This is a genomic window from Candidatus Hydrogenedentota bacterium (genome assembly GCA_019637335.1).
In the GTDB taxonomy this organism is placed as follows: domain Bacteria; phylum Hydrogenedentota; class Hydrogenedentia; order Hydrogenedentales; family JAEUWI01; genus JAEUWI01.
Genome location: JAHBVV010000007.1, coordinates 131,371 through 154,545 on the forward strand (window position 1 = coordinate 131,371; position 23,175 = coordinate 154,545).

At 66.3% G+C, this 23,175-nt stretch carries 5 protein-coding genes; all 5 read left to right on the plus strand.

Annotation, left to right across the window (positions count from 1 at the left end):
• The first annotated feature begins 425 nt into the window (after window positions 1-425).
• The gene (locus KF886_10470) at window positions 426-13,667 is read left to right on the plus strand and encodes a tandem-95 repeat protein (protein ID MBX3177776.1); all 13,242 of its coding nucleotides are present in this window, start codon (window positions 426-428) and stop codon (window positions 13,665-13,667) included.
• 510 nt (window positions 13,668-14,177) lie between these two features.
• Window positions 14,178-15,335, plus strand: coding sequence for an anhydro-N-acetylmuramic acid kinase (locus KF886_10475; GenBank protein MBX3177777.1), 1,158 nt, complete (start codon window positions 14,178-14,180; stop codon window positions 15,333-15,335).
• Window positions 15,336-15,406: 71 nt separating this feature from the next.
• Complete coding sequence (locus KF886_10480) at window positions 15,407-18,139, plus strand: PASTA domain-containing protein (protein MBX3177778.1); 2,733 nt, start codon at window positions 15,407-15,409, stop codon at window positions 18,137-18,139.
• Window positions 18,136-20,322, plus strand: coding sequence for a hypothetical protein (locus tag KF886_10485; protein MBX3177779.1), 2,187 nt, complete (start codon window positions 18,136-18,138; stop codon window positions 20,320-20,322). Before KF886_10480 ends, KF886_10485 begins: the two co-directional genes overlap by 4 nt.
• Before the next feature lie 80 nt (window positions 20,323-20,402).
• Complete coding sequence (locus tag KF886_10490; protein ID MBX3177780.1) at window positions 20,403-23,120, plus strand: DUF4091 domain-containing protein; 2,718 nt, start codon at window positions 20,403-20,405, stop codon at window positions 23,118-23,120.
• The last annotated feature ends 55 nt before the right edge of the window (window positions 23,121-23,175 follow it).

Here is a 23,175-nt window from a genome sequence, read left to right on the forward strand (position 1 = left end):
TGCGGAATCCAACTGGCGGAACCACCCTGACGTCCCGTGCAAGTAAATGCTTGACTCCGTGATTAAACCTGAAAATCCCCGGTAAGTCAAGATCGGGAGTGGGCGCGTCCAATTTCCGGGGCCAGGGAGTGGAGCTGGCCCGGCGGCGGGTGCGCAAAGGTAGACAAGGCCCCATCGTGCGGGTATCATGTAGTTGTGGCGGCGATTTGGCGCAAGGATGGGTGTGCGCCGGGACCGGCATGGCGTTCCACGGCGCGCGCCCGGGTACGGGCGGGTCCGTGGCGGCCAGCGGGCCGCAGTTGCATGCAGGGTTGTTGAAATCGCGCCGGCCCCGGCTTCCGGAAGGATCGGGGTTGCCCGCCTGCGCCCCATCGGGCGCGTCCGGCGCTGTACCCGGGTCACTGACTGTATAGCTGGAGCAAGAAATGATTCGTTTTACCCGTGGACGCCTCCTGCCCCGGCCCCGCGCCGCCGCCGTCGCGATCCTGGTCCTGGGCTCCGCGCTGGGCGCCTTTCCGGCCCGCGGTCAGACGGCCCCCAGTGCGGGCGGCAATATCACGGCAACCGACCTTGCTGGGGATCCGCTCGCAATCGTGGAGGACACGCTCACGCGCACGGATTTCCGCGCCAGCGGCATCACCCTTTCGGATGCCGAGGGCACGCCGACGCAGATCCGGTTGACGGCGGTGAGCGGGGGTACGGTAACGCGCAACGGCGGCATGGCGATCGCCATCGGGGAGAGCGGAACGGGCGAGGCCTTGACGCTGACGGGCACGATGATCGACCTGGAGTTCGTGCCCGCGGCGAATCGCGACACGAACGCCACGATCACGTACCGGGTGGTCGATCCCGCCGCCGATCCGGATTCGGCGGCCTCGACGATCACAATAACTATAACGCCGGTCAATGACGCGCCTTCCATATCGGATGGAACTCTGGCCGCGGTGAACGAAGACGCCACCAACCCGCCGGGCGCTTCGGTGGCGTCGCTTTTCGGCGGATCCTTCAGCGATCCGGACACCAACCCCGCCAGCAGCCTTTCGGGCATCGCCGTTACGGGCGACCCGGCGAACGCCGCCCAGGGTGTGTGGCAATTTTCGCCCCAGGGGGATGGGCGCTGGTTCGCGGTGACGCCTGCGATGGCGACCGCGCTGAGCGATACGAACGCCTTGTACCTTAGCGCGGCGACGCTGATCCGGTTCCTGCCCGCCGCCAACTACGATGGCGCGGTGTCGCCGCTTACGGTCCGCGCGCTGGACAACACCAACGCCCTGGCGTTCTCGAACAATGCCGGCCCGAACATTACGCGGCAGCTGAACAACGTCTCGACCAACGGCGGGAGCACGCCAATCAGCGCCTCCACGGCCAGTTTAAACACGTCGATCAATCCCGTCAACGACGCGCCGTCCGCGGCGAACGCCACGCTGGCGGCCATCGACGAGGATACGGCGAATCCGCCGGGGGCGACGGTCTCATCGCTGTTTGGCGGAAGTTTCAGCGATCCGGACACGACGCCCCCGCCATCGCTTTCGGGCATCGCGGTCGTGGGCGATCCGGTGGCGCCGTCCCAGGGCGTATGGCAATACTCGCCGGACGGCGGGGTCAACTGGTTCGCCGTCAGCGATGGGATCATCACGCTGAGCAACACCAACGCGCTGTTCCTGAGCGCGGCCACGCGGGTGCGCTTTGTGCCGGCCGCCAATTACGATTCCACGGTTACGGGCCTGACGGTTCGCGTGCTGGACAATACGAACGCGCTCGCGTTTTCGAGCAATGCGGGTGCGGTGGAGACGCGGCAGGTTCACAATGTCACGACCAACGGCGGAACGACGGCGATCAGCGCGGCGACCTACGCGATTAACACCAGCATCAACCCGGTGAACGACGCGCCGACCATATCGAACGCCACCCTGGCGGCGGTCAACGAGGACACGGCGAATCCCCCGGGGGCCACGGTCAGCGCGCTCTTCGGGCCCGGTTTTACCGATGTGGATGGGTCGATGGCGGGGATCGCGGTCGTTTCCGATCCCAATAACGCATCGCAGGGATCGTGGCAGTATGCGCCCGACGGGACGAACTGGTTCGCTATCAGCAACGGGCCGGCCCTGAGCAACACGAATGCGCTCTACCTCAGCGCGGCGACGTCGGTGCGCTTTCTTCCGGCGCTGAATTACGACGGGGCGGTCAGCCCGTTGACTGTGCGGGGGATCGACAATTCGAACGCGCTGCCGTTTTCGTCGAATACCGGATCCACGGAACAGCGGCAGACCCACGACGTTTCGACAAACGGGACCCCCACACCGATCAGCGCGGGCACGGCGCTGCTCAACACGAGCCTGATCGCGCAGAACGACGATCCCACGTTCGCGATGTTTCCGGGCCCGCAGGTTGTGAACGAGGACACGGATCTGTTTTTCAACAATGCAAACGGGAACCGCATCGTGCTCGCCGACGTGGACATCGGCGCATCCGACATACGCGCCACGCTGGTGGTCTCCAACGGGACGTTGACACTGAGCGGCACGGCGGGACTTACGGCGGTTAGCGGGAACGGGACCTCCAACGTATCGCTGGACGGATCGCTGAGCGAGGTGAATGAGTCGTTGAACGGCCTCCGCTACCGGGCGACCCTCAATTACAACGGCCCCGACACGCTGCAGGTCACGATCAACGACCTGGGCCATACGGGCGCGGGCGGCGGCGGCGACGTCATGATGTCGGCCACGATCACCGTGAACGCTGTGAACGACCCGCCCACGTTCGCGCAGTTTCCCGGCGCGCAGGTCGTGGATGAGGATACGGACCTTGTCTTCAATAGCGGCAACGGGAACCGTATCCAGTTTGCCGACGTCGATCTCGGCTCGAACGACATGCGGGCGACGCTTTCCGTCACCAACGGGACACTGACACTCGCCACGACGGTCGGGCTTTCCTCCGTGACGGGCAACGGCACGGGGACGGTGGTTATCGAGGGGCCGCTGACGCCGGTGAACAACGCGGTGAACGGCCTGATCTACCGGGGCGTTCTGAACTACTTTGGCCCGGACACGCTGCAGGCCGCGATCAACGATCTCGGCAACACGGGGAGCGGCGGCGGCACGGACGTGGTGGCGTCGGCCGGCATCACGGTCAATCCGGTCAACGACCCGCCGACCCAGGCCGTCAACACGACCCTGGTGGTAAACCAGGGCGCGGGCGCGCTGATATCCAACGCGCGGCTCCGCTACACCGATGTGGACGACGACGACGCGACGCTGGTGTACACGGTGGTGACGCCTCCGGCGAACGGGAGCATCAACCTCGGGGCCAGTTTCACGCAGGGGGACATCAATTCGAGCGCGGTGACCTACACCCACGACGGATCCGGGACCACCTCCGACTCCTTCGTGTTCAACGTGCGGGACGACGACCTGGCGACCAGCGCCAACGCAACGTTTAACATCACGGTCAACCAACGGCCCGTGGTCGTGACGCCCATTGCGGACGTATCGGTGAATGAGAACGCGGCGAATACGGTATTCAACGTCAACGCGAACTTTTCCGATCCAGAGGCCGGCCCGCTGACCTTCACGGTGCAGAACGTGACGAACGGGGGCATCTTCAGCGCGACCCCGTCGTTTTCGGGCGCCACGCTGACCATCCCCTACGCGCCGGACAGCCCGGGCATCGCCACGATCACGGTGCGCGCCACGGACAGCGGGGCGGCGTTCGTGGAGGACACCTTCACCGTGTCGGTGAACGACGCGCCCGTGGCGAACGACGATCCGGGCTTCAGCACGCCGGAGGACACCGCGATCACGATCGACGTGCTCCTCAACGACACGGACTTGACGGCCTCCGGCGCGCCCGGCACGCTTAATCCGGCGTCGGTCACGGTAGTCACGCCGCCGGCCAACGGCATGACGAGCGTGAACCCGGCGAACGGGCGCATCACGTATACGCCCAGTAGCAATTTCAATGGCGCGGATTCCTTTACCTACACGGTAAACGACACGAATTCGCCCCCGGCCACATCCAATGCCGCGACGGTATCGGTCACGGTGGATCCGGTGAACGATCCGCCTTCGCTGAGCGTGCCGGGCGCGACACAGATGGTCGATGAGGGCAGCTCCCTTACGTTCAGCCTCGCGAACGGCAACGCGATAATCCCGACCGATATCGACGCGGACGAGACGGCGCTTCCCGCGGGGGGCGTGCGGTTGACGCTGTCGGCGACGAAGGGCACGCTGTCGCTTGCGACCACGTCGGGGCTGGTCAACGTGAGCGGGAACAACACGTCCAATGTGGCGTTTGACGGGACCGTGACCGGGGCGACGGCGGCGCTGAACGGGCTCGTGTATACGCCGAATCCGCTCGAGAACGGCGCGGAAACCATCACGGTCCATCTCAGCGACAAGGGCAACACGGGCGCGGGCGGCATACTGACGGACAATGGCGTCATCAATGTCCAAATCGCCTCGGTCAATGATCCTCCGGCGGTCACGGTTCCCGGCCCGCAGACCGTCAACGAGGACGTGACGACGGCCATTACCGGGGTCAGCATTGCCGATCCGGACGCGGGGTCGGGTAACCTGACCGTGACACTCAGCGTCGGGCAGGGGCGTCTTGGGGTGAACGCGGCGGCGGCGGGCGGGGTCACCGCGGGCAATATCAGCGGCAACAATACGAGCGCGCTTACGCTGACGGGCACGTTGACGCAATTAAACAACACGCTTGCGACGCTGACGTTCCGGACGGCGCTCAACCTGGTGGCGGCGCAGACGATCACGGTGCTGGCGAACGACAACGGGAATACGGGCGGCCCGGCGGAAACGGATTCGGCGACGATCGCGATTACGGTCACGCCGCAGAACGACGACCCGACCTTCGCCAACTTCCCGGGTGTGGCCCAGAACGTGAACGAAGATACGAACCTTCAATTCAGCACGGCGAACGCGAACCGTATCACGCTGGCGGACGTGGACATCGAGGAGAACAACCCGGGGGGCGAGATCCGCGCTATTCTGACCGTTTCAAACGGCGTTCTCACGCCCAACGGCATGGCGGGCCTCTCGACCGCCACCGGCTACGGCAGCGGATCGGTCACGATCCAGGGCTCGCTCGCGAGTGTCAACGCGGCGCTGAACGGATTGACCTACCGGGGCAACCTGGACTTCAACGGAACCGACACGCTGACCGCGACGATAAACGACCTGGGCAATACGGGGGCCGGCGGCGGCGGGAATGTGGTGCAGGCCGTGACTATCAATGTAATCGCGGTTAACGACCCGCCCGTAATAACCTTGCCCGCGCCGCAGACGGTGAACGAGGACACCAATCTGGCGTTCAGCGCGGCGGACGGCAACGCGATCACGGTGACAGACGCCGACGCGAACGAGGCTCCGGGCGATCTGGTAGTCACGCTGGCTGTTTCCAGCGGGACGCTGACCCTGGCGAGCACGGCGGCGCTGACCTCGAATACCGGGAACGGGACGGCGAGCATCAGCATGACGGGATCCCTGGCGGCGATCGGCGCGGCGCTCGACGGCCTGGTGTATCGCGGCAATCTTCACTTCAACGGCAACGACACGCTGAATATCACCGCAAACGATCAGGGCCATACCGGGTCCGGCCCGGCGGGGATGGCGGCGGGTAGCCTCGCGATTACGGTCAGCGCGGTCAACGATCCTCCGCAGCTGACGCTTCCGGGCGCGCAGACGATCAACGAGGACACCACCGCCATCATCCCCGGCATTTCCGTGACGGACGTGGACGCCGGTTCGGGCAATCTGACGGTTTCGCTCAGTGTTGTTTCCGGGCGCCTGCGCGTGAGCGAGACGGTGTCGGGCGGCGTGCCGGCCCTCGCGATCGGTAACAACAACACGAACGCGATCACCCTCACGGGTACGCTGGGCCAGCTGAACATCACGCTGCCCACGTTGTCGTTTACCTCGGCCCTGAACAACCGCAATAACCAGACCCTTTCCGTCAGCGTGGACGATCAGGGGAACACGGGCAGCGGCGGGAACCAGATGGCCGCGGGCACGGTTGCGCTGAATATCGTCGCGATCAACGACGATCCCGTCCTGACGCTGCCCGCCGCCCAATCGATCGACGAGGATACGTCCCTCATCTTCTCGACCAGCAACGCCAATGCGCTTTCCGTGGACGATGTGGATGTGGCGGAGGCCCCCGGGCAACTCCGGGTGACCCTCGGCGTTGCGAATGGCCGCCTGACCCTGGGAACGACGGCGGGCATTACGCTCGTGACGGGCACGGGCGTCGGGGAAGCGGGCTTTACCTTCACGGGCACGGTAAACGCGATCAACACGGCGCTGGACGGCCTCACGTACCAGCCCAACGCCCACTTCAACACCGAGGCCGGCGGGTCCGAGGCCCTGACGGTTATCGTGAACGACCAGGGCTTCACGGGCCTGGGCGGCGGCGGGGACATTACCGGCAGCGTGACGATCCACATAGCGGGTATCAATGACGACCCCGTGGTGACGGTTCCGGGCGCTCAGGTCGTGGATGAAGACACCGACCTGACCTTCGCCGGATCGATATCCGTCGCGGATCTGGACCTGGCGGAGACGCCGGGGGGAACGCTTCGGGTCCAGCTTGCGGCGAACGAGGGCGGCTTTACCCTGGCCTCCACCGCGGGGCTTAGCATCGAGGCGCCGGCCACGGGGACCAGCGACGCCGCCATTGCCTTCACCGGCAACGCGGCCTCGGTGAACAGCGCGCTCAACGGGCTGCGCTATCGCGGGGCCCAGGACTTCAACGGCAGCGACACGATCACCATTACGGTCAACGATCAAGGCAATACCGGCCAGGGCGGCGGCGGGGATATCGTCGCTACCATCCCCGTGACGGTCACGCCCGTCAACGACGCGCCGGTCGCCTCGAACGCCCTGATTTCGCCCGCCGAGCCGCTCCGCAGCGAAGATCTGGTTGCGAGCTATACGTTCACCGATGTCGATGGCGACGCGGAATCGGGCACGACAATCCGCTGGTTCCGCGATGGCGCGCTCCAGCCGGCCTTCAATGATATGACCACGGTGCCCATGTCGGCGACGGTCGAGGAGGAGGTCTGGCTCTTCCGGGTCGTCCCGAGCGATGGCCTGCTTGCGGGCGCCGAAGTGGAATCCAACCAGGTTCGCATTCGCCCGGTGGCGAACGTGCAGGTTTCCATCAGCCGGAATCCGCTGAGCGCCGTTCCGGGCGAGACCATTACCTACGCGATCCAGGTGCGTAACCTGGGCCCGAGCCCGGTCGGCGGCGCGACGGTCACCGCCGCCATCCCCGCGGCGCTCCAGAACGCCACGTGGACCTGCACCGATTGCGGGACCAGCGGTAGCGGCGCCATCAACCAGACGGTCGATCTTGCGGCGGGCCAGACGGTCGTATACCGCCTGACCGCGCTGGTGGATCCATCCGCCACGGGGGATCTGGTGTTTACGGCGTCGGCCTCGGGCCCCGCGATCGTGTTCGAAACGGATCCATCGGACAATACGGCCACGAACACCGTGCCGCTCCGCCCGGAAGCCACGCTGGCCGCGACAATCTCGGCGGATCGTTCCAGCGCGCAGCCCGGCGATACCATCCAGTACACTTTCACCGCCACGAACAATGGCCCTTCGGACGCGCGCGGCGTACGGTTTACGGACGCCCCCGACGCCAATACCGCGCTGGTTACCGGCAGTGTGACGGCGAGCGCCGGCAGCGTCGCGCGTGGGAACGGCGCGTCCGACACGGATGTGGACGTGGCGATTGGGACCATCCCGCTCGGCGCCACGGTAACCATCCGCTACAGCGCCACGGTGGCCGCGCCCTTCCCGGCGGGTGGCATGCGCCAGGTATGCAACCGTGGCCTGTTCTACGGGCTCGCCGGCAACCCGGACGTGAATTTTGTGGACGCGCAGCCTCCCGCGGAGCAATGTACGGAGATCGAGTCCGTGATCGCCATCTCCGCCACGCTGGTGAGCGCGCTCCATACGGACGCCAACGCCAATGGCGAGATCAATCCGGGGGATACGGTCCGCTATACGGTGCGGCTTGCCAACAGCGGCGATGGCGGGGCGAACACGGTGGTGTACGAGAACCCCGCTATCTTGAACGCGAACCTTGTCGTGGACTCGATTTCGTCCATGCCGCCCGCGGCGGCGATCAACACCGGCGCGGGTGGATTCTCGCTGACCCTGGACCGGCTCGAGGGCCTGGATTCGGGCGCGCCCGGCGCGAATGAAGCGACTATCACGTTCGATGTCAATGTGCGCAATCCCATGTCGGCGGGCGAGTCCCTGCTGATCACGCAGGGCTCCGTAACCTATGCGGAGGCCCCATCCGGGGCCGATCCGGTCCTGACCGACGACCCGCAGGCCGCCGTAATACCGGGTTCGGACGCTGTACCCGTGGACGCCGAGGGCAATATCCTGCGCCCGGCCCCGACCGTGACCCGCGTCGCCGCCGCGCCCCAGCTGGTGGTCCGCAAGGCCGATGACATTCCCCGGAACGAGGAGAAGCGCCCCGGGGAGACGATCGAATACACGGTGACGATAGAAAACCGGGGCAACCAGGGCGCCTCGGAGCTTGTTTATCGAATTCCTTTCCGCGACGGGGAGATATCGGAGGCCGAACTTCAGCAGGTTGACGGATCGAGCCCCCTTTCCGACCTGGCCGGCGCGCTGCTGACCAACTTTAACGCGCTGGATACCAACCACAGCGGCGGTCTTTCCGCGCAGGAACTCCAGGGATCGCTGTTCGCGCTGACCCCGGCGCAGTTCAACGAATTGGACTTCTCCGACGCGCGGCTCACCTTGATTCAGGACTCGATAACGGTCGATGGCGCCCCGGCCTCAAACGAGGGCACGGCAACGTCGCTTGAATTGTCTCTCGGCACGCTCAACGGCCGGAATCCCCTGTTTACGAACGGCCCGATCATCACGGTGGGTTACGCGGTGCGATTGCAGCCGGTTCTCCGGCAGGGCGTCACGGTTATCCGCTATCAGGGCAGCTTGTCCAGCGCGGAACTGGATCCGGTCCTGTCCGACGACCCCGAAACGATCAACGTTCCGGGCGACGCCACGCTAACGTCGGTGCGGGCGATTCCCGAATTGATCGTGGATCCGGAAATCCTGACGATCGACTTCGGGGATCAGGATATTGACGACGGGCGGACCCCCGCCCGGACGGTGACGTTGACGAACGCCCCGAATGCGACGTCGAATCTGACCTTCAGCTTTGTCGGGCTGGAGGGGGCCTCGCTCCGCGAGTTCGTCATCACCAGCGACACGCGGCAGCTGGTGCTTCGCCCGGGCCAGTCGCGGATCATCGAGATCGCTTTCGATCCCGACTCGATCGGCAACAAGCGCGCGAGCCTGCGCGTGGAATCCGATGATCCCGACGACGGCGCGGTGGATATCAACCTGTCCGGCCGCGCGCTGGACAGCGACATCCGGGTCACCCCGACGGCACTGAATTTCGGGAAGCGCAACCTGCTCGCGGGCCCGACCAACCCGCAATCGGTGAGCATCATCAACGATGGCCTTGGCATTCTGACCCTGGACAGCGTGACGCTCACGTGCGGGCCGGACGTGTTCCCCGTCATGACGGGCGCCCGCTTCGACGCGCTGGATCTCAACGGCGACGGCGTCCTGACGCAGGGCATCGGGGTGCGCCGCGAGCTTGAGCTGGCCGTGGATCTTTTCGACCTTGCCGAGGCGATCATGGAGGCCTTTGGCGAACTGGACGCGGACGGGTCGAACGATCTGGACGCGGCGGAAATCGATGCGCGTTTCCCGTTCCTCACGCCGGAGCGCTTCGCCGCGCTGGACACAGACGCTTCGGGCGAACTGGGCGCGAGCGAACTTGCGGCGGCGATGCAACTCGCGATGTTCGCGGGACAGCTTCTGGCGAGCTTCGATGACTTCGATACGGCGCCGCCGGCGGGCCTGGATTTCAATGAGGGCCAGAGCATTCTGCCCGATCTCTCCGAGGCCCAGTTTGCCCTTTTCGACGCCGACGGGGACGGTGTCATGAGCAAGGCGGAGCTGGACGAACGGCGGCGGATCGCGGAAATCGCGCGCCAGCTGCAGGCGGACTTCGCCGGCCTGGACGCGGACCGCAACGGATCCCTGAGCGGCGCGGAAATCGACTCCTACGCGCCGCCGCTGACTCCCGGCCGCTTCGCGGTGCTCGACACGGACGCCGACGGCGAGCTGTCGCGGGCGGAGCTTGAAGCGTCGGATTCCAGCCTGGCGGCGGGCATTGTTTCAAGCTTCGCCGCGCTCGACACGGACGCCAGCGGCGGCCTCACGATTGTCGAGGTAAACGCCGCGTGCGCGTTCCAGGTCTTCTCGGATTCCGGCGAAACGTCGCTGGAAACCGCGCAATCCCGGCTCGTCCGTATCGTGTTCAATCCCTCGACCGAGGGGATCAAGACGGGCACGCTCCGCATCGAGGCGAACCAGACGGGCCAGGGCACGCCGATGGTCTCCAAGGTCAGCCTGGCGGGCATCGGCAACCGCACGCCGCGCATCGTCGGACAGAACCCGGTGACCACGCTCGAGGACACGCCCGTCACCATCATCCTTGACAACCTGATTGTGGACGCGCCCCTGCTGAACTTCCCGGAGGAGGTCACGCTGGCGTTCCAGCCGCGTCCGGCGGACGCGAACTATACGCGGGACGGCAACGCGATCATCCCCAACGAGAATTTTAACGGTGTGCTCTTTGTGCCCGTCACCGTGCGCGACGGCAATATCGCGAGCAATATCTGGAACCTGCGCATCGACGTCACCAAGGTGAACGATCCGCCGACCGACATCCGGCTGAGCAACAACACGATCCTGGAGAACCAGGTGCTCGACACGGTAATCGGGCGATTCACGACGACGGATCCCGACATCGGCGATCTGCATATCTACACGCTGGTTCCCGACGACCCGCTTACGGACGACGACGACCACATCGACAACGAGTACTTCGGTATCGTGGCGGACCAGCTTGTCAGCCGCGCGGTGTTCGACTACGAAACCCGGAACCGGTACACGATTTTGGTGCGCAGCCGCGATCCGGAGGGCCTCTCCGTCGAGCGGGCGTTCCAGATCCGGATCCTCGACCAGCCGGACGACGAGGACAACTCGGTCGCGGCCGAGGTGTTGCTGGACAACTTCGACACGGCCGACGCGAACGGCGATGGCCTGATCACGTTTGGCGAAACACTCCGGCTTCTGCCCGGCTTTACGCGGGAGCGCTTTGACACGCTGAACACGGAGGTCGAAGTTTCCCTGGCCGACCTTGAGACCGGCGCGAACCATACGAGCGCGGCCCAGACCCTGTTCGACAATTTCGATCAGACCGACGGCAACCGGAACGGCTCCCTCACCCTGATCGAGGCGCGGCGGACCGTGCCGTCACTTACTCCCGAGGCCTTCGCCTATCTGGACTTTGACGGATCGGGCACGCTGTCGCCATCCGAGCTTCAGGCGGGCATTCTCGTGCACAACGATCTGAGCAGCCTGGCCGCGCGTTTCGATTCCCTCGACCGGGATGGCAGCGGGCTCCTGACCTTTGACGAGTTGCCCGAGGATCTGCGCGCGCTCAACCGCGCCCTTTTCGAGCGTCTCGCCTCCAACGCCGGCCTGTCGCGGCGCGAGCTTGAGAACCAGGTCACCTGCAAGCTGGTTGAGGGTTCGGCGGTCCTGATCGAGCCGTCGGGCGATCTGTTGGCCCCCCCGGGTGCGTCGCTGCTCAACGTCACGTTCAACGCGGAGGCCGATGTAAACGTCGCGTCGGCGTGCGGCGCGGACGACATAGTCTTCACGTACGACATCGCGGCGGAAAGCATCCTGCTGACGGATCTGGCCGAGTACTTCCTGCAGAACCGGGTTGCGCTGGACGCGAATTTCGATGGCGTGCTCAGCGAGGCCGAGGTTGCGCCGAGCCGCATCGGCCTCACGCCGGAACGCTTCGCCGCGCTCGATTTCAACGGCGATGGCGGCCTCTCCACCGAGGAGCTGGAGGCGGCGGTAATCCTGTCTGACCTGGCGGAAGCCCTGCTCGACGCGTTCGCGGCGCTGAATACGGACAACAGCACGGGGCTTTCCTTCGCCGAGACGCTCGCGTCCGGCCTCGATCTGGACACGCTCCGCTACAACATCCTGGATCTGAACGGGAACGGGGTGCTTACGCGCGAGGAGCTGGAGGCCGAGGCCGATCTCCCGGGCTTCCTGCTCGGGAATTTCGCCTCGCTGGACGCCAACGCCAGCGGCGGGCTTTCCATCACGGAAGTCCGCGCCCTGCTACCAGGCCTCTCGCAGACGCGATTCCGCAACCTGGACGCGGACGGGAACGGCGAGGCGAGCGCCGAGGAACTGGCCGGGGCGAACGACTTCGATAAGGCGGCCCCGATATTCGCGGAGATCCTGCCGGAAGAACTCGCCCAGAAGCAGATCCGCGGCAATCAGCCGGCCACCTTCACGCTGCCGGTAAACAACGCGTACCGCGTGCGCGTTACGGCGACGATTCCGGAGACGGGCCAGTCGGTGCAGTCGGACGCCTCGACGTTTGAGATCCGGAACGGCGTCGACAACGACGACAACGGCTACCTCGACTTCCCATTCGAGGACCTCGTTAACGATGGTTCGCGCTGGGTGCGATCGGTGAGCAGCGCGAACTGCAACCGGCGGGTGCTGATGCATGCCTGGCGCGGATCCAATATTCCGGGCCGCAATATCGAGGCGACGCTGGCCAATCCGGCCAATCCCCAACAATTGCTCACGCTGGCCGTGCCGCACGGCCTCGCCGCGGATGGCGAGGAGGCGATACTGGTAGCCGCCATCGCCTGCGACGCGGAAAGCCTGTTCACGCGTCGCGGCGCCGAGGGCATTGGCGCGCCGCCGGAGGATTTTGTAGCGGGCACGGCGTGGCTTTCGGTCATGGTCATCGTGCGCGAATTGGGCGCGCCGACGTTTGCGCCGGTGAGCGACGCGCGGCTGGCGCAACGCCCGATCACCCTCTCGCTCAACCGCCTGAACTTCTCGCCCGAGGATGAGGCGACGTTCTACCACTTCGGGACTGAGATTGTATCCGACGAGGCCACCGGCTTCGACGTGATTCCCGGCGAAAGCGCGTGGTCGGACACGGGCGTGACGAACCCGGCGTCTACCGGAAATACCCTGACGGCGCGCGTTGCGCGGCAGGGCGCCTTTGTCGCGCTGGAGTCCCTGAAGCCGCCGATTCTCGTAAGCGTTCCCGATATCGGCGTCGGGGTGAACCTTGGCGAGGTTCGCGTCAACGAAACCGTCGAGGTTCCGGTAACGATCAGCAATATCGGCGGCGAACGGCTTATCGGCGCGGTCGAGTTGCGGGATCCATCCGGCGTGTATTCGATCATTGGCGGCGCAAGCTATAACCTGGGCCATGGCGAGTCGCACCAGTTCCTCGTTCGCTTCGCGCCGCGCGAAGAAAACACTTATGCGGCCACGCTGGCCTATTCCGGCGACCCGAAGGGCCTGATCGTCACCGACGTGCGCGGGATGGGCCTTCCGCCGAAGGGCTTCGGATGCGGGGCCGGATCGGGCGGGGCGGCGTCGCCGTGGAGCAATGTGCTGGTGATCGGAGCGGCGCTGGCGGTGCTGCTTTACCGCCCGAGGCGGCGGTCGGGTGTGCGGGTGGAGGGTTAGCGGGCGGTAGAGCCCGCTCATGACGCGTTGCGTAACCCATTAAGGGAGAAAATGGACAGCGGCTTCGCCGCCTGGCAGGCGGGGACGCCTGCGCTCCCAGCCTTTGGCGCTTCCTTGTTTGCACGTGCTGTAACGTGGTTTGCATGAGGCAAATATGGGGATCTTGAGGCATGGTTTTTCGGACCAGGATGAAACATTGCCCCTGACCGCTGGCGCTCAATCGAAGTTCCGCGCCCTCAAGCCTTCGCCGCGGAGCCGCGGCGCTTGAACGTGGCGCACGTGGCTCCCTTTGAAATTTCAGTGCGGGCGGGTGGACGGTTCGCGGTTCGGGAAAGCACCGGACGGACCAGTTGCCCGCGATGCACAGGTGTGCTACAGTCATGCTGGATTGTCAACTGTTTTCCGGTCGCGCGCGGCCAGCCTGTGCGCGGTTGGAGGACGACGGCCCGCACCGGGAATTGCGTGCGCCGGTGTACTGTTCAGGCCGCGTGGCCGCACGGGGAGAGCCTAATGGACTTGCGCGTCATCCAGAAGAAACAGGCCCGTTTCTGCGTGGGCCTCATGTCGGGAAGCTCCTGCGACGGCATTGACGCCGTGCTGGTGCGGATCAAGGGCACGGGCCGCAGCCTGGTCATGAAACTGATCGAGCATCAGACCTTTCCGTTCCCGCAGGCCCTGAAGAAGCGGCTTCTGGACGAGCACATGAGCGCGCGGGACGCGTGCGTGCTGGACTTCGAGTTGGGCGAGCGGCTGGCGGAGGCGGCGCAGGGCGTGATCGGGGGCATCGAAGACGAGAGCATGATCGTTGATTTTATCGCGTCCCACGGCCACACCGTCGCGCACATGCCGCCCCGATCGAATGAGCGCGTCGGGACGATGCAGATCGGCCAGCCCGCGATTATCGCGGAGCGCACGGGCCTGCCCGTCGTATCCGACTTCCGGCCGCGCGACATGGCCGCCGGCGGTCAGGGCGCGCCGCTGGTCCCCTACGCCGACTGGCTTCTGTTCCACAAGGTGAGCCGCCCGGTGTGCTGTTTGAATATCGGCGGCATCGCGAATTTCACGTCGGTCACCCCGGAATTCCGGAAGGTGCTCGCGTTTGACACCGGCCCGGGCAACATGGCCATTGACGGCGCGGTACGCATCCTGACGCGCGGGCGGGAGGAGATGGACACGGACGGGGAGATGGCCGCGAAGGGCATGATCATCGACGAGTTCCTGGAGTATCTCCTGGACCACCCGTATTTCGAGAAGCTTCCGCCGAAGAGCACGGGCCGCGAAGAATTCGGGGTCAATGTCTATCTGCGCGACGCGCTGGCGAACCGGTCGGAGCATTCGGCGGAGGACCTGGTCGCGACGGTCACGGAGGCGGTGGCGCGTTCAATCCTCGCGGCCTACGATCGCTTTATCAAGCCGGAGAACCCCGCCGAGCACATCATCGTGGGCGGAGGCGGGGCGCACAACAAGGCGTTGATGAAGCGGCTGAAGGCGGGCTTCAATGGGGCTCAGGTGTTTACGAGCGACCAGTACGGGATCCCGATCGCGGCGCGCGAGGCCATCGCGTTCGCCATCCTGGGCAACGAGTGCGTCATGGGCACCCCCGCCAACGTGCCGCACGCGACGGGCGCGGAGAAGCGGGTCATCCTCGGCAATATAACGCCGGCCTGAGCGCCGGCGGCTTGGTCCGAACCGGCGCGGCGTGTGCGAGCGCGGCGCCGGTCCAACGGGAGGACAGGGGTTTGAACATCGTGTTGAGGTCTTTAACGGTCCTTTTGGCCGTGGTGTTGATCGCGGGCTGCCCGCCGGCCAACTTGCGGCCGATCGCCGACGCGGGCCCGGACCAGACGGTGGAGCAGGGCTCCACGGTAATCCTGGACGGATCGGGCTCTTCCGACCCCGAGGGCGGCGCGCTTTCGTATCAGTGGCAGTTTGTCGCGCGTCCCGGCGGGAGTATGGCCACGCTTTCGGGGGTTGGATCGGTCTCGCCGAGCTTTGTGGCGGACCGCCCGGGGACCTTTACCTTGCGGTTGACGGTCTATGACAGCGGGGGCGCGAGCGCGTCCGACACGGTAAGCATCACGGTGACCGGGATGCTTGCGACCGTACCCAATCTGCCTGGGCAGACGGTTGCGGAGGCCGAGGCCTCGCTGGCTGGCGCGGGCCTGACGCGCGGCGCCATCACCGAGGAATTCAGCAATACTGTGCCAATCGGCCAGATTATTCGCACGTCGCCGGCTCCGGGCGCGGAGGTGGATCCGGGGAGCAGCGTGAATATCGTGGTGTCGCTCGGCCCCGAACCGGATGATGATGTGGACGTTCCCGACCTGGCCGGCCTGACGCGGGCGGAGGCGGAATCCGCGCTTGCGGACGCGGGCCTGATCCTGGGAGAGGTGGGCTTCAGCGCCCCGGGTGACGCCACGCCCGGCACGGTGATCGGGCAGGACCCCGCGGCGGGCGAACGCGCGGACGAAGGCAGCGCGGTTTCCATCATAATCGCGCTGGAACCCATCGATATCCAGCGCGAGCACACCATCAACCTGCTGGAGAGCACCGGGGATCCGGCGGGCGCGAATATGGCGCGGCCCGACGATGCGCGGGCGGATTCCACCACGGGAGAAATCTTCATTACCGCGCGCCTGACGCCCCATATCGCCGTATACGACACGGCGACGGAGTCCATCGCGCGCACGATGGACAGTGGCTTTGCGCATCCCGGCGAGAAGCGCCTGTTTCTCGCGCCCGGCGACGCGGCAATCTATGTATACGACGTTGGTAGCGGCGTGCTGGCGCGCATGGACCGCGCGACCGGCGCGGTGACCGCGAGCGCGGCGCTGGACGGTCCCCTGGCCGACGCGGTGGTCGATCCCGGCGCGAACCGGGTATACGCGATCCTGCGGACCAGTCCGGGCCTTCGCGCCCTGCATGCCGCGACCCTGGTGGAAGCATCCACGTCCACCGCGATCGACGGGGCCACGGGCGACGCGGCGCTGGACCCGGCGGGCAAGCTGCTCGTGCTGAATACGGAGACGGAGTCCTCGGACGGCGAGCTGCGCACCTATGATCCCGCGTCGGACACGGTCGAGACCACGGTTACGTTCGACATGCCCGGGTCCGGGGCGCTCACGGCGCGCCAGCTCGAACTCGACCCGTCCGGGACGCGCTTCTTCGTTCGGACGGACACCGCGCTCGGAATCTTCAACATGAACGGGTCCAACGGCCGCGTGTTGCCGCTGGCGTCGCAATACCGCAGCGCGGATATGGCCTACGATCCGGCCTCCGGGCGCCTGATTGCGGCGGTCCTGGAGCTGCCCGCGCTGAACGCCGCGGCCCGGCGCGGCGTGGCGCTGCTCACGTTTAATCCCAACCTCGGCCAGAGCACGGCGCCGCAGGAGAGCTTCACGCTCGGCGAGCAACACGGCGCGCTGGCGGTGGACACCGGATCGAATTTCGTGCTGGCGACGGACCCCGGCACGGGCACGGTGTGGACGCTGCAAACGAGCCCCTTCCCCCCCACGCCGTCGGTCTTCGAGATCGGATCGGGCATCGGACCGATCGTGGCGGCGGGCGGGCGCGTATTCGGCGGCGATCGCTTCGCGAACAGCCGGCTTTTCTGGTGGATTCCGGAGAGCGCCACGGTGGATCAATTCGACGCGGGCCTGTGGCCGGCTCCGATTCATCTTGAGGCGGCTGGCAATACGCTCACCGTACTCAACGCGTGGGACAGCACGGTTTCCCGCTTCGATGTGTCGGGATCGCCGGTCCTGGACGCGACCATCGCGACCGGTTTTTCCGTGGCCGCATCGGAGCGCCTGCCCTCGCTTGCGGTGGAGCCATCCGGCGGACGGATCGCGGTCGCGTATCCGGAGTTTGCCGAAGTGGCGATTCTGGACGCGGCGACTGGCGGCCGGTTGCGCACACTGGCGGTTCCGAGTTTTGGTTCCGGCGCGCAACCGGAGGGATCCGGGCAGTTGCAGATCGCATTCGTCCAGGACGCCGGGAGTCTGTTTTTCGTGTTTGATCGCCTCTCCCGGGTGCTGCGCCGCTTCGACGCCGGCGACAGTTTCACGCCCTTGAGCACGGCCAATCTGGGCGGGCTGCTTACCGGCATGGCGGACGCGCCCGAGCACGGCTGGCTCTTCCACGATCCCGATCATGGCGTGTTCTTCGTGGGGCCGCTTGAGGTCAGCCTCACCAGCGGGACCGCGACCGGGGCCAGCCTGCCGGCCACGCAGACGGTTATCGCGGCGGACACCGCGCTCGACGTCTACTGGACCGTGACGCAGACCGCTATCAGCGGTGGCCTTGAGGTTACCCTGAATACGGTAAACCGGCGCGATTACTCGGTCGGAGACGTTTCGTTCACCCTGCCGGGTCCCCTTCCGGTTCCGCCGGAATTCGCGTTTGACACCGCCAACCGCCGCTTTTACGTGGCGTATCCGCATACGTCGGAACTGGAAGCCTATCGCTATTGACGGACGCGCCGCGTAGAGCCCTTCCCGGGCGGGACCCCGACGCCGGTCGCGCGATCCTGACGGCGAGCGCCGCGGTGATCGGGGCCGCGCTGCTGCTGGGGCTTTGTTACCCACTGATCGGGGGGCGGATCTACCAGGGAAGCGACCTTGGCGCCTACCACTTTCCGGTTCGGAGCTTCTACAGCCAGTGCCTGAAGAACGGCCAGAGCTTTCTCTGGCAGCCGAATCTGTTTTGTGGCTATTACCTGCACGGCGAAGGCCAGGCGGGCATGCTGCACCCGTTCCACCTGCTGATCTATCGCTTCCTGCCGCTGGACGTGGCCTTCAACCTGGAGTTTGTCTCGGGTTACCTCATGCTGTACGCCGGGATGGCGGCGCTGCTTCGCCGCTGGGGCCTGCCGTGGTTCGCGGCGCTGTTCGGGGCCAATGTCTTCACGTTTTCCGGCTTTACGCTCTTCCATTTCATCCACCTTCAGGCGATTGCAATCATCGCGCACCTGCCGTGGATGCTGCTGGCGCTTGATGCGTACATGGGGGCCCGCGAGCGGCGCGCCGCGCGGTGGGCGTGGCTTGCCCTGGCGTTCCTGGGGGCGTCGCAGCTCCTGCTCGGCTACCCGCAATACGTACTGTTTACCGTGATCGCGCTGATCGCGGGCGCCGCGCGTTTCGTGGGGCATCCGGGCGCTTTCGCACGCCTGTTCGCCGTGGGTGCGGCGCTGTTTACGGGGCTGCTGCTTGCGGGGGCGCAGGTGCTACCCACGCTGGATGTGCTGCAGGGTGCGCAGCGATCCAGCAACCCGGAATTCTGGCGCGAGGGATCGCTGCACCCGCTGAACCTGCTGCAATGGGCCGGCCCGTGGTTCTTCGCGAACGGCGTCGCCCACGGGGATCCCGTGCACGAATACGCCCTGTATACGGGGATGATCCCCGTGGTCCTGGCGCTGTCGCTGCTGGTGCGCGCGCCGCGCGAACGCCAGCGGGCCATGAGCGCGCTCACCTGCGCCCTGCTCGGGGGGATCGCGCTTATCCTGGCGCTCGGGGGCTATGGCGGGCTCTACGGCCTGCTCGCACAACTGCCGATCCTGGGATCATTCCGGTGCGCCGCGCGTCACATCGTGCTCGTTCAGTTTGCGCTGGCTGCCCTCGCTGCGATCGCTCTGGCGGAATGCCACACGCGCGGGGCGGTGGGTGGAAGCCGGTTGGCAAGACTGGCCGCCGTGCTGGCGCTGATCGCGTTGGTTGCCGCGCTCGCGGTTCGCCTGTATGGCGGCCCGGCGCGGGACGATATCACGGACCAGTGGTTGCGTATCCTGCTGGGTCCCGCGTTGTTGATCGGCGCGGCGGCCCTGGTGTCCTTCGCGCCCCGCTGGCGGACTGCCGGCCTGGGCGTGTTGATGGCGCTGGCGGCGACCGATATCGGTCTACACGCGTTACCCCGGGTCTGGGATCATAAACCCCAATCCAGCCGCTACGAGGCGCTGCGGGACGCGCTGCGCGACGAACTGCCCCGCGATCCGGCGTTCACGCCTGGTTCTGGTGTTTACCGGGCCCACGGGAACTGGCGGGTTGCGCGGCTGGCCCCGCTGGGTCTGCCCAACTACCTCGGCTACGTGGGGCTGCCTCCGGCGTGGACCCTGGATCCGGGCGCGCCGGTCACCCGACGCGTGGCCGGAGTGCGCTGGGAAAAACAGCCGGTGAACGCCCCGGACTGGACCGTGAACGAGGATGCGCTACCGCTGGCGCGCCTGGTCACACAGACGGTGGTGAGCACGACGCCCCGGGAAACGATTGGGCGTATTGACGTCGCCACCACCGCGCTTGTCGAGCGGCCGCTGGCGCTTCCGGGCGGGTCTCCGGGCGCGCTTCGGTGGGTCGAACATACGCCGGGCCATGCGCGTTTCGAAACGGAAGCCAGCGCGCCCCAGTTGCTTGTGTTCGCACAACGCCACCATGCCGGCTGGCGCGCAACCGTGAACGGCGCGCCCGCCGAGGTGCTCCGGGTTTACGGGGATTTCATGGGCTGCCTCGCGCCCGCCGGTGCGGCGGAAATCGTCTTTCGCTTCGCTCCGGCCAGTCTCCGGTACGGCCTTCTCATGAGCGCGTCGGGCCTGCTGTTCGCGCTGGCGGGCGCCGGGCTGGCCGGGCGCGCCGCGGGTGGCCGGCCTTCGGAGGGCGGTGATTGAGCGTGCAACGCGCCCGCCGCGTGCACTACAATGCCGTTTTCCCAACCGGCCACCCGGCCCCGCATTCAAGAAGGTCCACCATGCGAAGTATCCTGGCGCTGTCCCTGTGTTTTTGTGTTCTTACGGCCCCGGCCGCCGTCATTGACGATGAGATTGAAATTCAGGGGCACCTGATCCGGCTCGGCATGGCGCCGGAAGACGGCGGCGCGCTGCACACCTTCGGCCTGCTCGCGGCCCCGCCCAATTTCGCGGGGAGCGGCGGCCTGTTGCAGGAAGGATTCGGGGTGGGCAATTTTTACGTGCCCAACCGCCGCCTGAATGAGCGTATGGAGGCGCTGGACTCCGCCGACGGGCGGCCCGTGCTCCAGTATTCCTACGACTGCGAGGGCCCGAACATCCAGGGCCTCCGGGCCGTTCGGAAACTGGAGCTCTTGCCCGATGAATCCTCCGTGCGCGTGACGTGGACGGTCACGAACAACGGCCAGGAGCGGCAGTGGGTGGCGCCGTGGGTGCGCAACGACGTTACGCCCGGCGGGACGGCGGAAGCCCGCGATCGGATCGACCTGCCCACGCGGGAAGGCATCATCCACCCCAAGTCCGCCGGCTATTATCCCGCTACACGCAATTGGGCGGCCATCACGGATCCCATCGAAGATCAGACGCTCTACCTGGTGTTTGACGCCAACCATACGCACTCTTATCTCGTGGAGCCCTACGCCCCGGACGAGGACGGCGCGTACCCCGACTTCATCCGGCTTCAGGCGGCCTTTGTGCCGTTCCTCCTCGAACCGGGCCAGGTATGGACGACGACGTACCGCCTGAACCTGGTTCGCGGGCTGAAGCATGTCGATTTCGCCACCGAGGAGTTCGCGGCGCAGATCGACTACCGCGACGGCGTCCTCACGATGCTTTTTTCCGCGGTGAAGCCGATGCGGGGGCTCCAGATCGACGCGCGGATCAAGGGGGCGGATGGCCAGATCTGGACCTTGCCGCGCAAAGAGTTCAGCCTGGAGCCCGACCGCCTGGCGCGGTGCACGTGGGATTGGAAGGCGCCGGCGCGCGGCGCGTACGAGATCCTCGCGCAACTGGAGCAGGGCGGTCGCCCGCTGAAGATCGGGACAGAGACCGGATCCCCGCACGGCGGCATCGACACCCGCTTTCTCGCCGGTGACGGCCCGCAGCCCGTATTTCGGGCCTGGACCGACGCGCCGCATCTGCTGGACCAGCGCCCGCGCACCCTGGAACGCCCGCTGATTGCGGCGGATCCGGTACTGGTCTGGTCCGAGTCGCCGCTGCGCAAGATTCTGCCTCAGGACAGCGCCGATCCGTCCGGGCCGGCGGAACCGGTGGTGCGCGCGGGGCTGGCCCAGGGCGAGTCGGAGAGCTTTCAGATTGCGCTGCGACCGCCGCGCGGCCAGGATCTCGAGCGCGTCCGTGTCAAGGCCGGGACGCTGGTTTCGGCCCGGACCGGCGCGGCGCTCCCGGAGGGCGCGCTGAGGATTTATACGCAGCGCTACCAGCATGTGGCGATCCCGTCCCATTTCGAGGGCCCCACGGGGTACTGGCCGGACGCGCTGATGCCCTACGCGCCGTTTGATGCGCCGGGCGGCGTTACGAGCCCGCTCTGGTTCACTATAACGGCCCCGGAAGGCGCGGCCCCGGGAACCTACGCCTCGCTCATCGAAATGGAAGGGGCGGGCCTGTCCCCCGTGGAGTTCTTTCTGGAGGTGGAGGTATTCGACTTCAAGCTCCCCTCCCACCCCATGCTCAAGACCAGCTTCCGCTACGACGCGGAGCTCGCGCTGGAAGACCACCAGCGCACCGGGGGAAGCCTGACGGCGGCCCAGCTGGACGCGCGCTTTCAGGAGAACGCCGCCGCGCACCGCGTCACCCTGCGCGGCGCGCTGGCCTTTCCCGAAGAACAGGCGAACATTGACGCGGCGATCACCCGGTTCCAGGAGCGGCTGGCGCAGGCCGATCCCGCGGGGACAACGACGATCAGCATCCCCCCCACGCTCTTGAATTACCCGGAGCAGCTGGCCCGCGTCAACGCGGCGGTCAAGCGGAACGGCTGGGCGGGCCGCGCCTTTGTGCACCTGGCCAACGAGCCCCCGCGCCCGGCGTGGCCCCGGCTGCTCGAGGGGATCCAGGCGTGGAAGACGGCCGCGCCGGACATCCCGGTTGCGGTGACGACGTATGGCCTCGAACCCTTCCTGCCGGATCTCCTGGACATCTGGGCCGTGCACGCGCCGGTTTTCGACACGGGGAACAATACGCAGGTCCTGGATCGTATTCGCAACGGGAAGGAAGTCTGGTGGTATGTCGATCAGACGCCGCCGCGGCCCTACGGCAATTTCTTCCTCGATTTTGAAGCGATCGAGCACCGGATCCTGTTCTGGCAGGCGTGGGCGCTGGGCGTCCGGGGAATGTACTACCACGGCGTCAACCAGCACCGCCCCGGCCAGGACCCGTGGAAATCGCTGCTGGATCTGACGCCGGTGAATGGCGATGGCTTCCTGGTTTACACGGGCAAGGACGGCCCCATCAACTCGATCCGGTGGGAGAACATCCGGGATGGCATTGAGGATTACGATTACCTGGCGATATTCAACGACCGGCGGCGGCGCCTTCTTGCGGAGCCCGGCCACGAGGCGCTGCTCAAGCGCGCGGCGGAGGTCTACAATCTAAAGGCGGTGATCCCGAGCCTGGTCGATTTCACGCGCGAGCCGGACGTGCTGGAAAGCAAGCGCCGCGAGATTGCGCGGATGATCGTGGAGATGAATGCCGCGCTGAATTGACATTGCGGCGCGGGCGCGGCGCGCGCGGGCCGGCTTCCGGTATACTACACGGCGA

Excerpts from the sequence above, each read along its gene's own strand:
- KF886_10470 (MBX3177776.1), top strand. The coding sequence starts at position 426 with ATGATTCGTTTTACCCGTGGACGCCTCCTGCCCCGGCCCCGCGCCGCC.
- KF886_10475 (MBX3177777.1), top strand. The coding sequence starts at position 14,178 with ATGGACTTGCGCGTCATCCAGAAGAAACAGGCCCGTTTCTGCGTGGGC.
- KF886_10490 (MBX3177780.1), top strand. The coding sequence starts at position 20,403 with ATGCGAAGTATCCTGGCGCTGTCCCTGTGTTTTTGTGTTCTTACGGCC.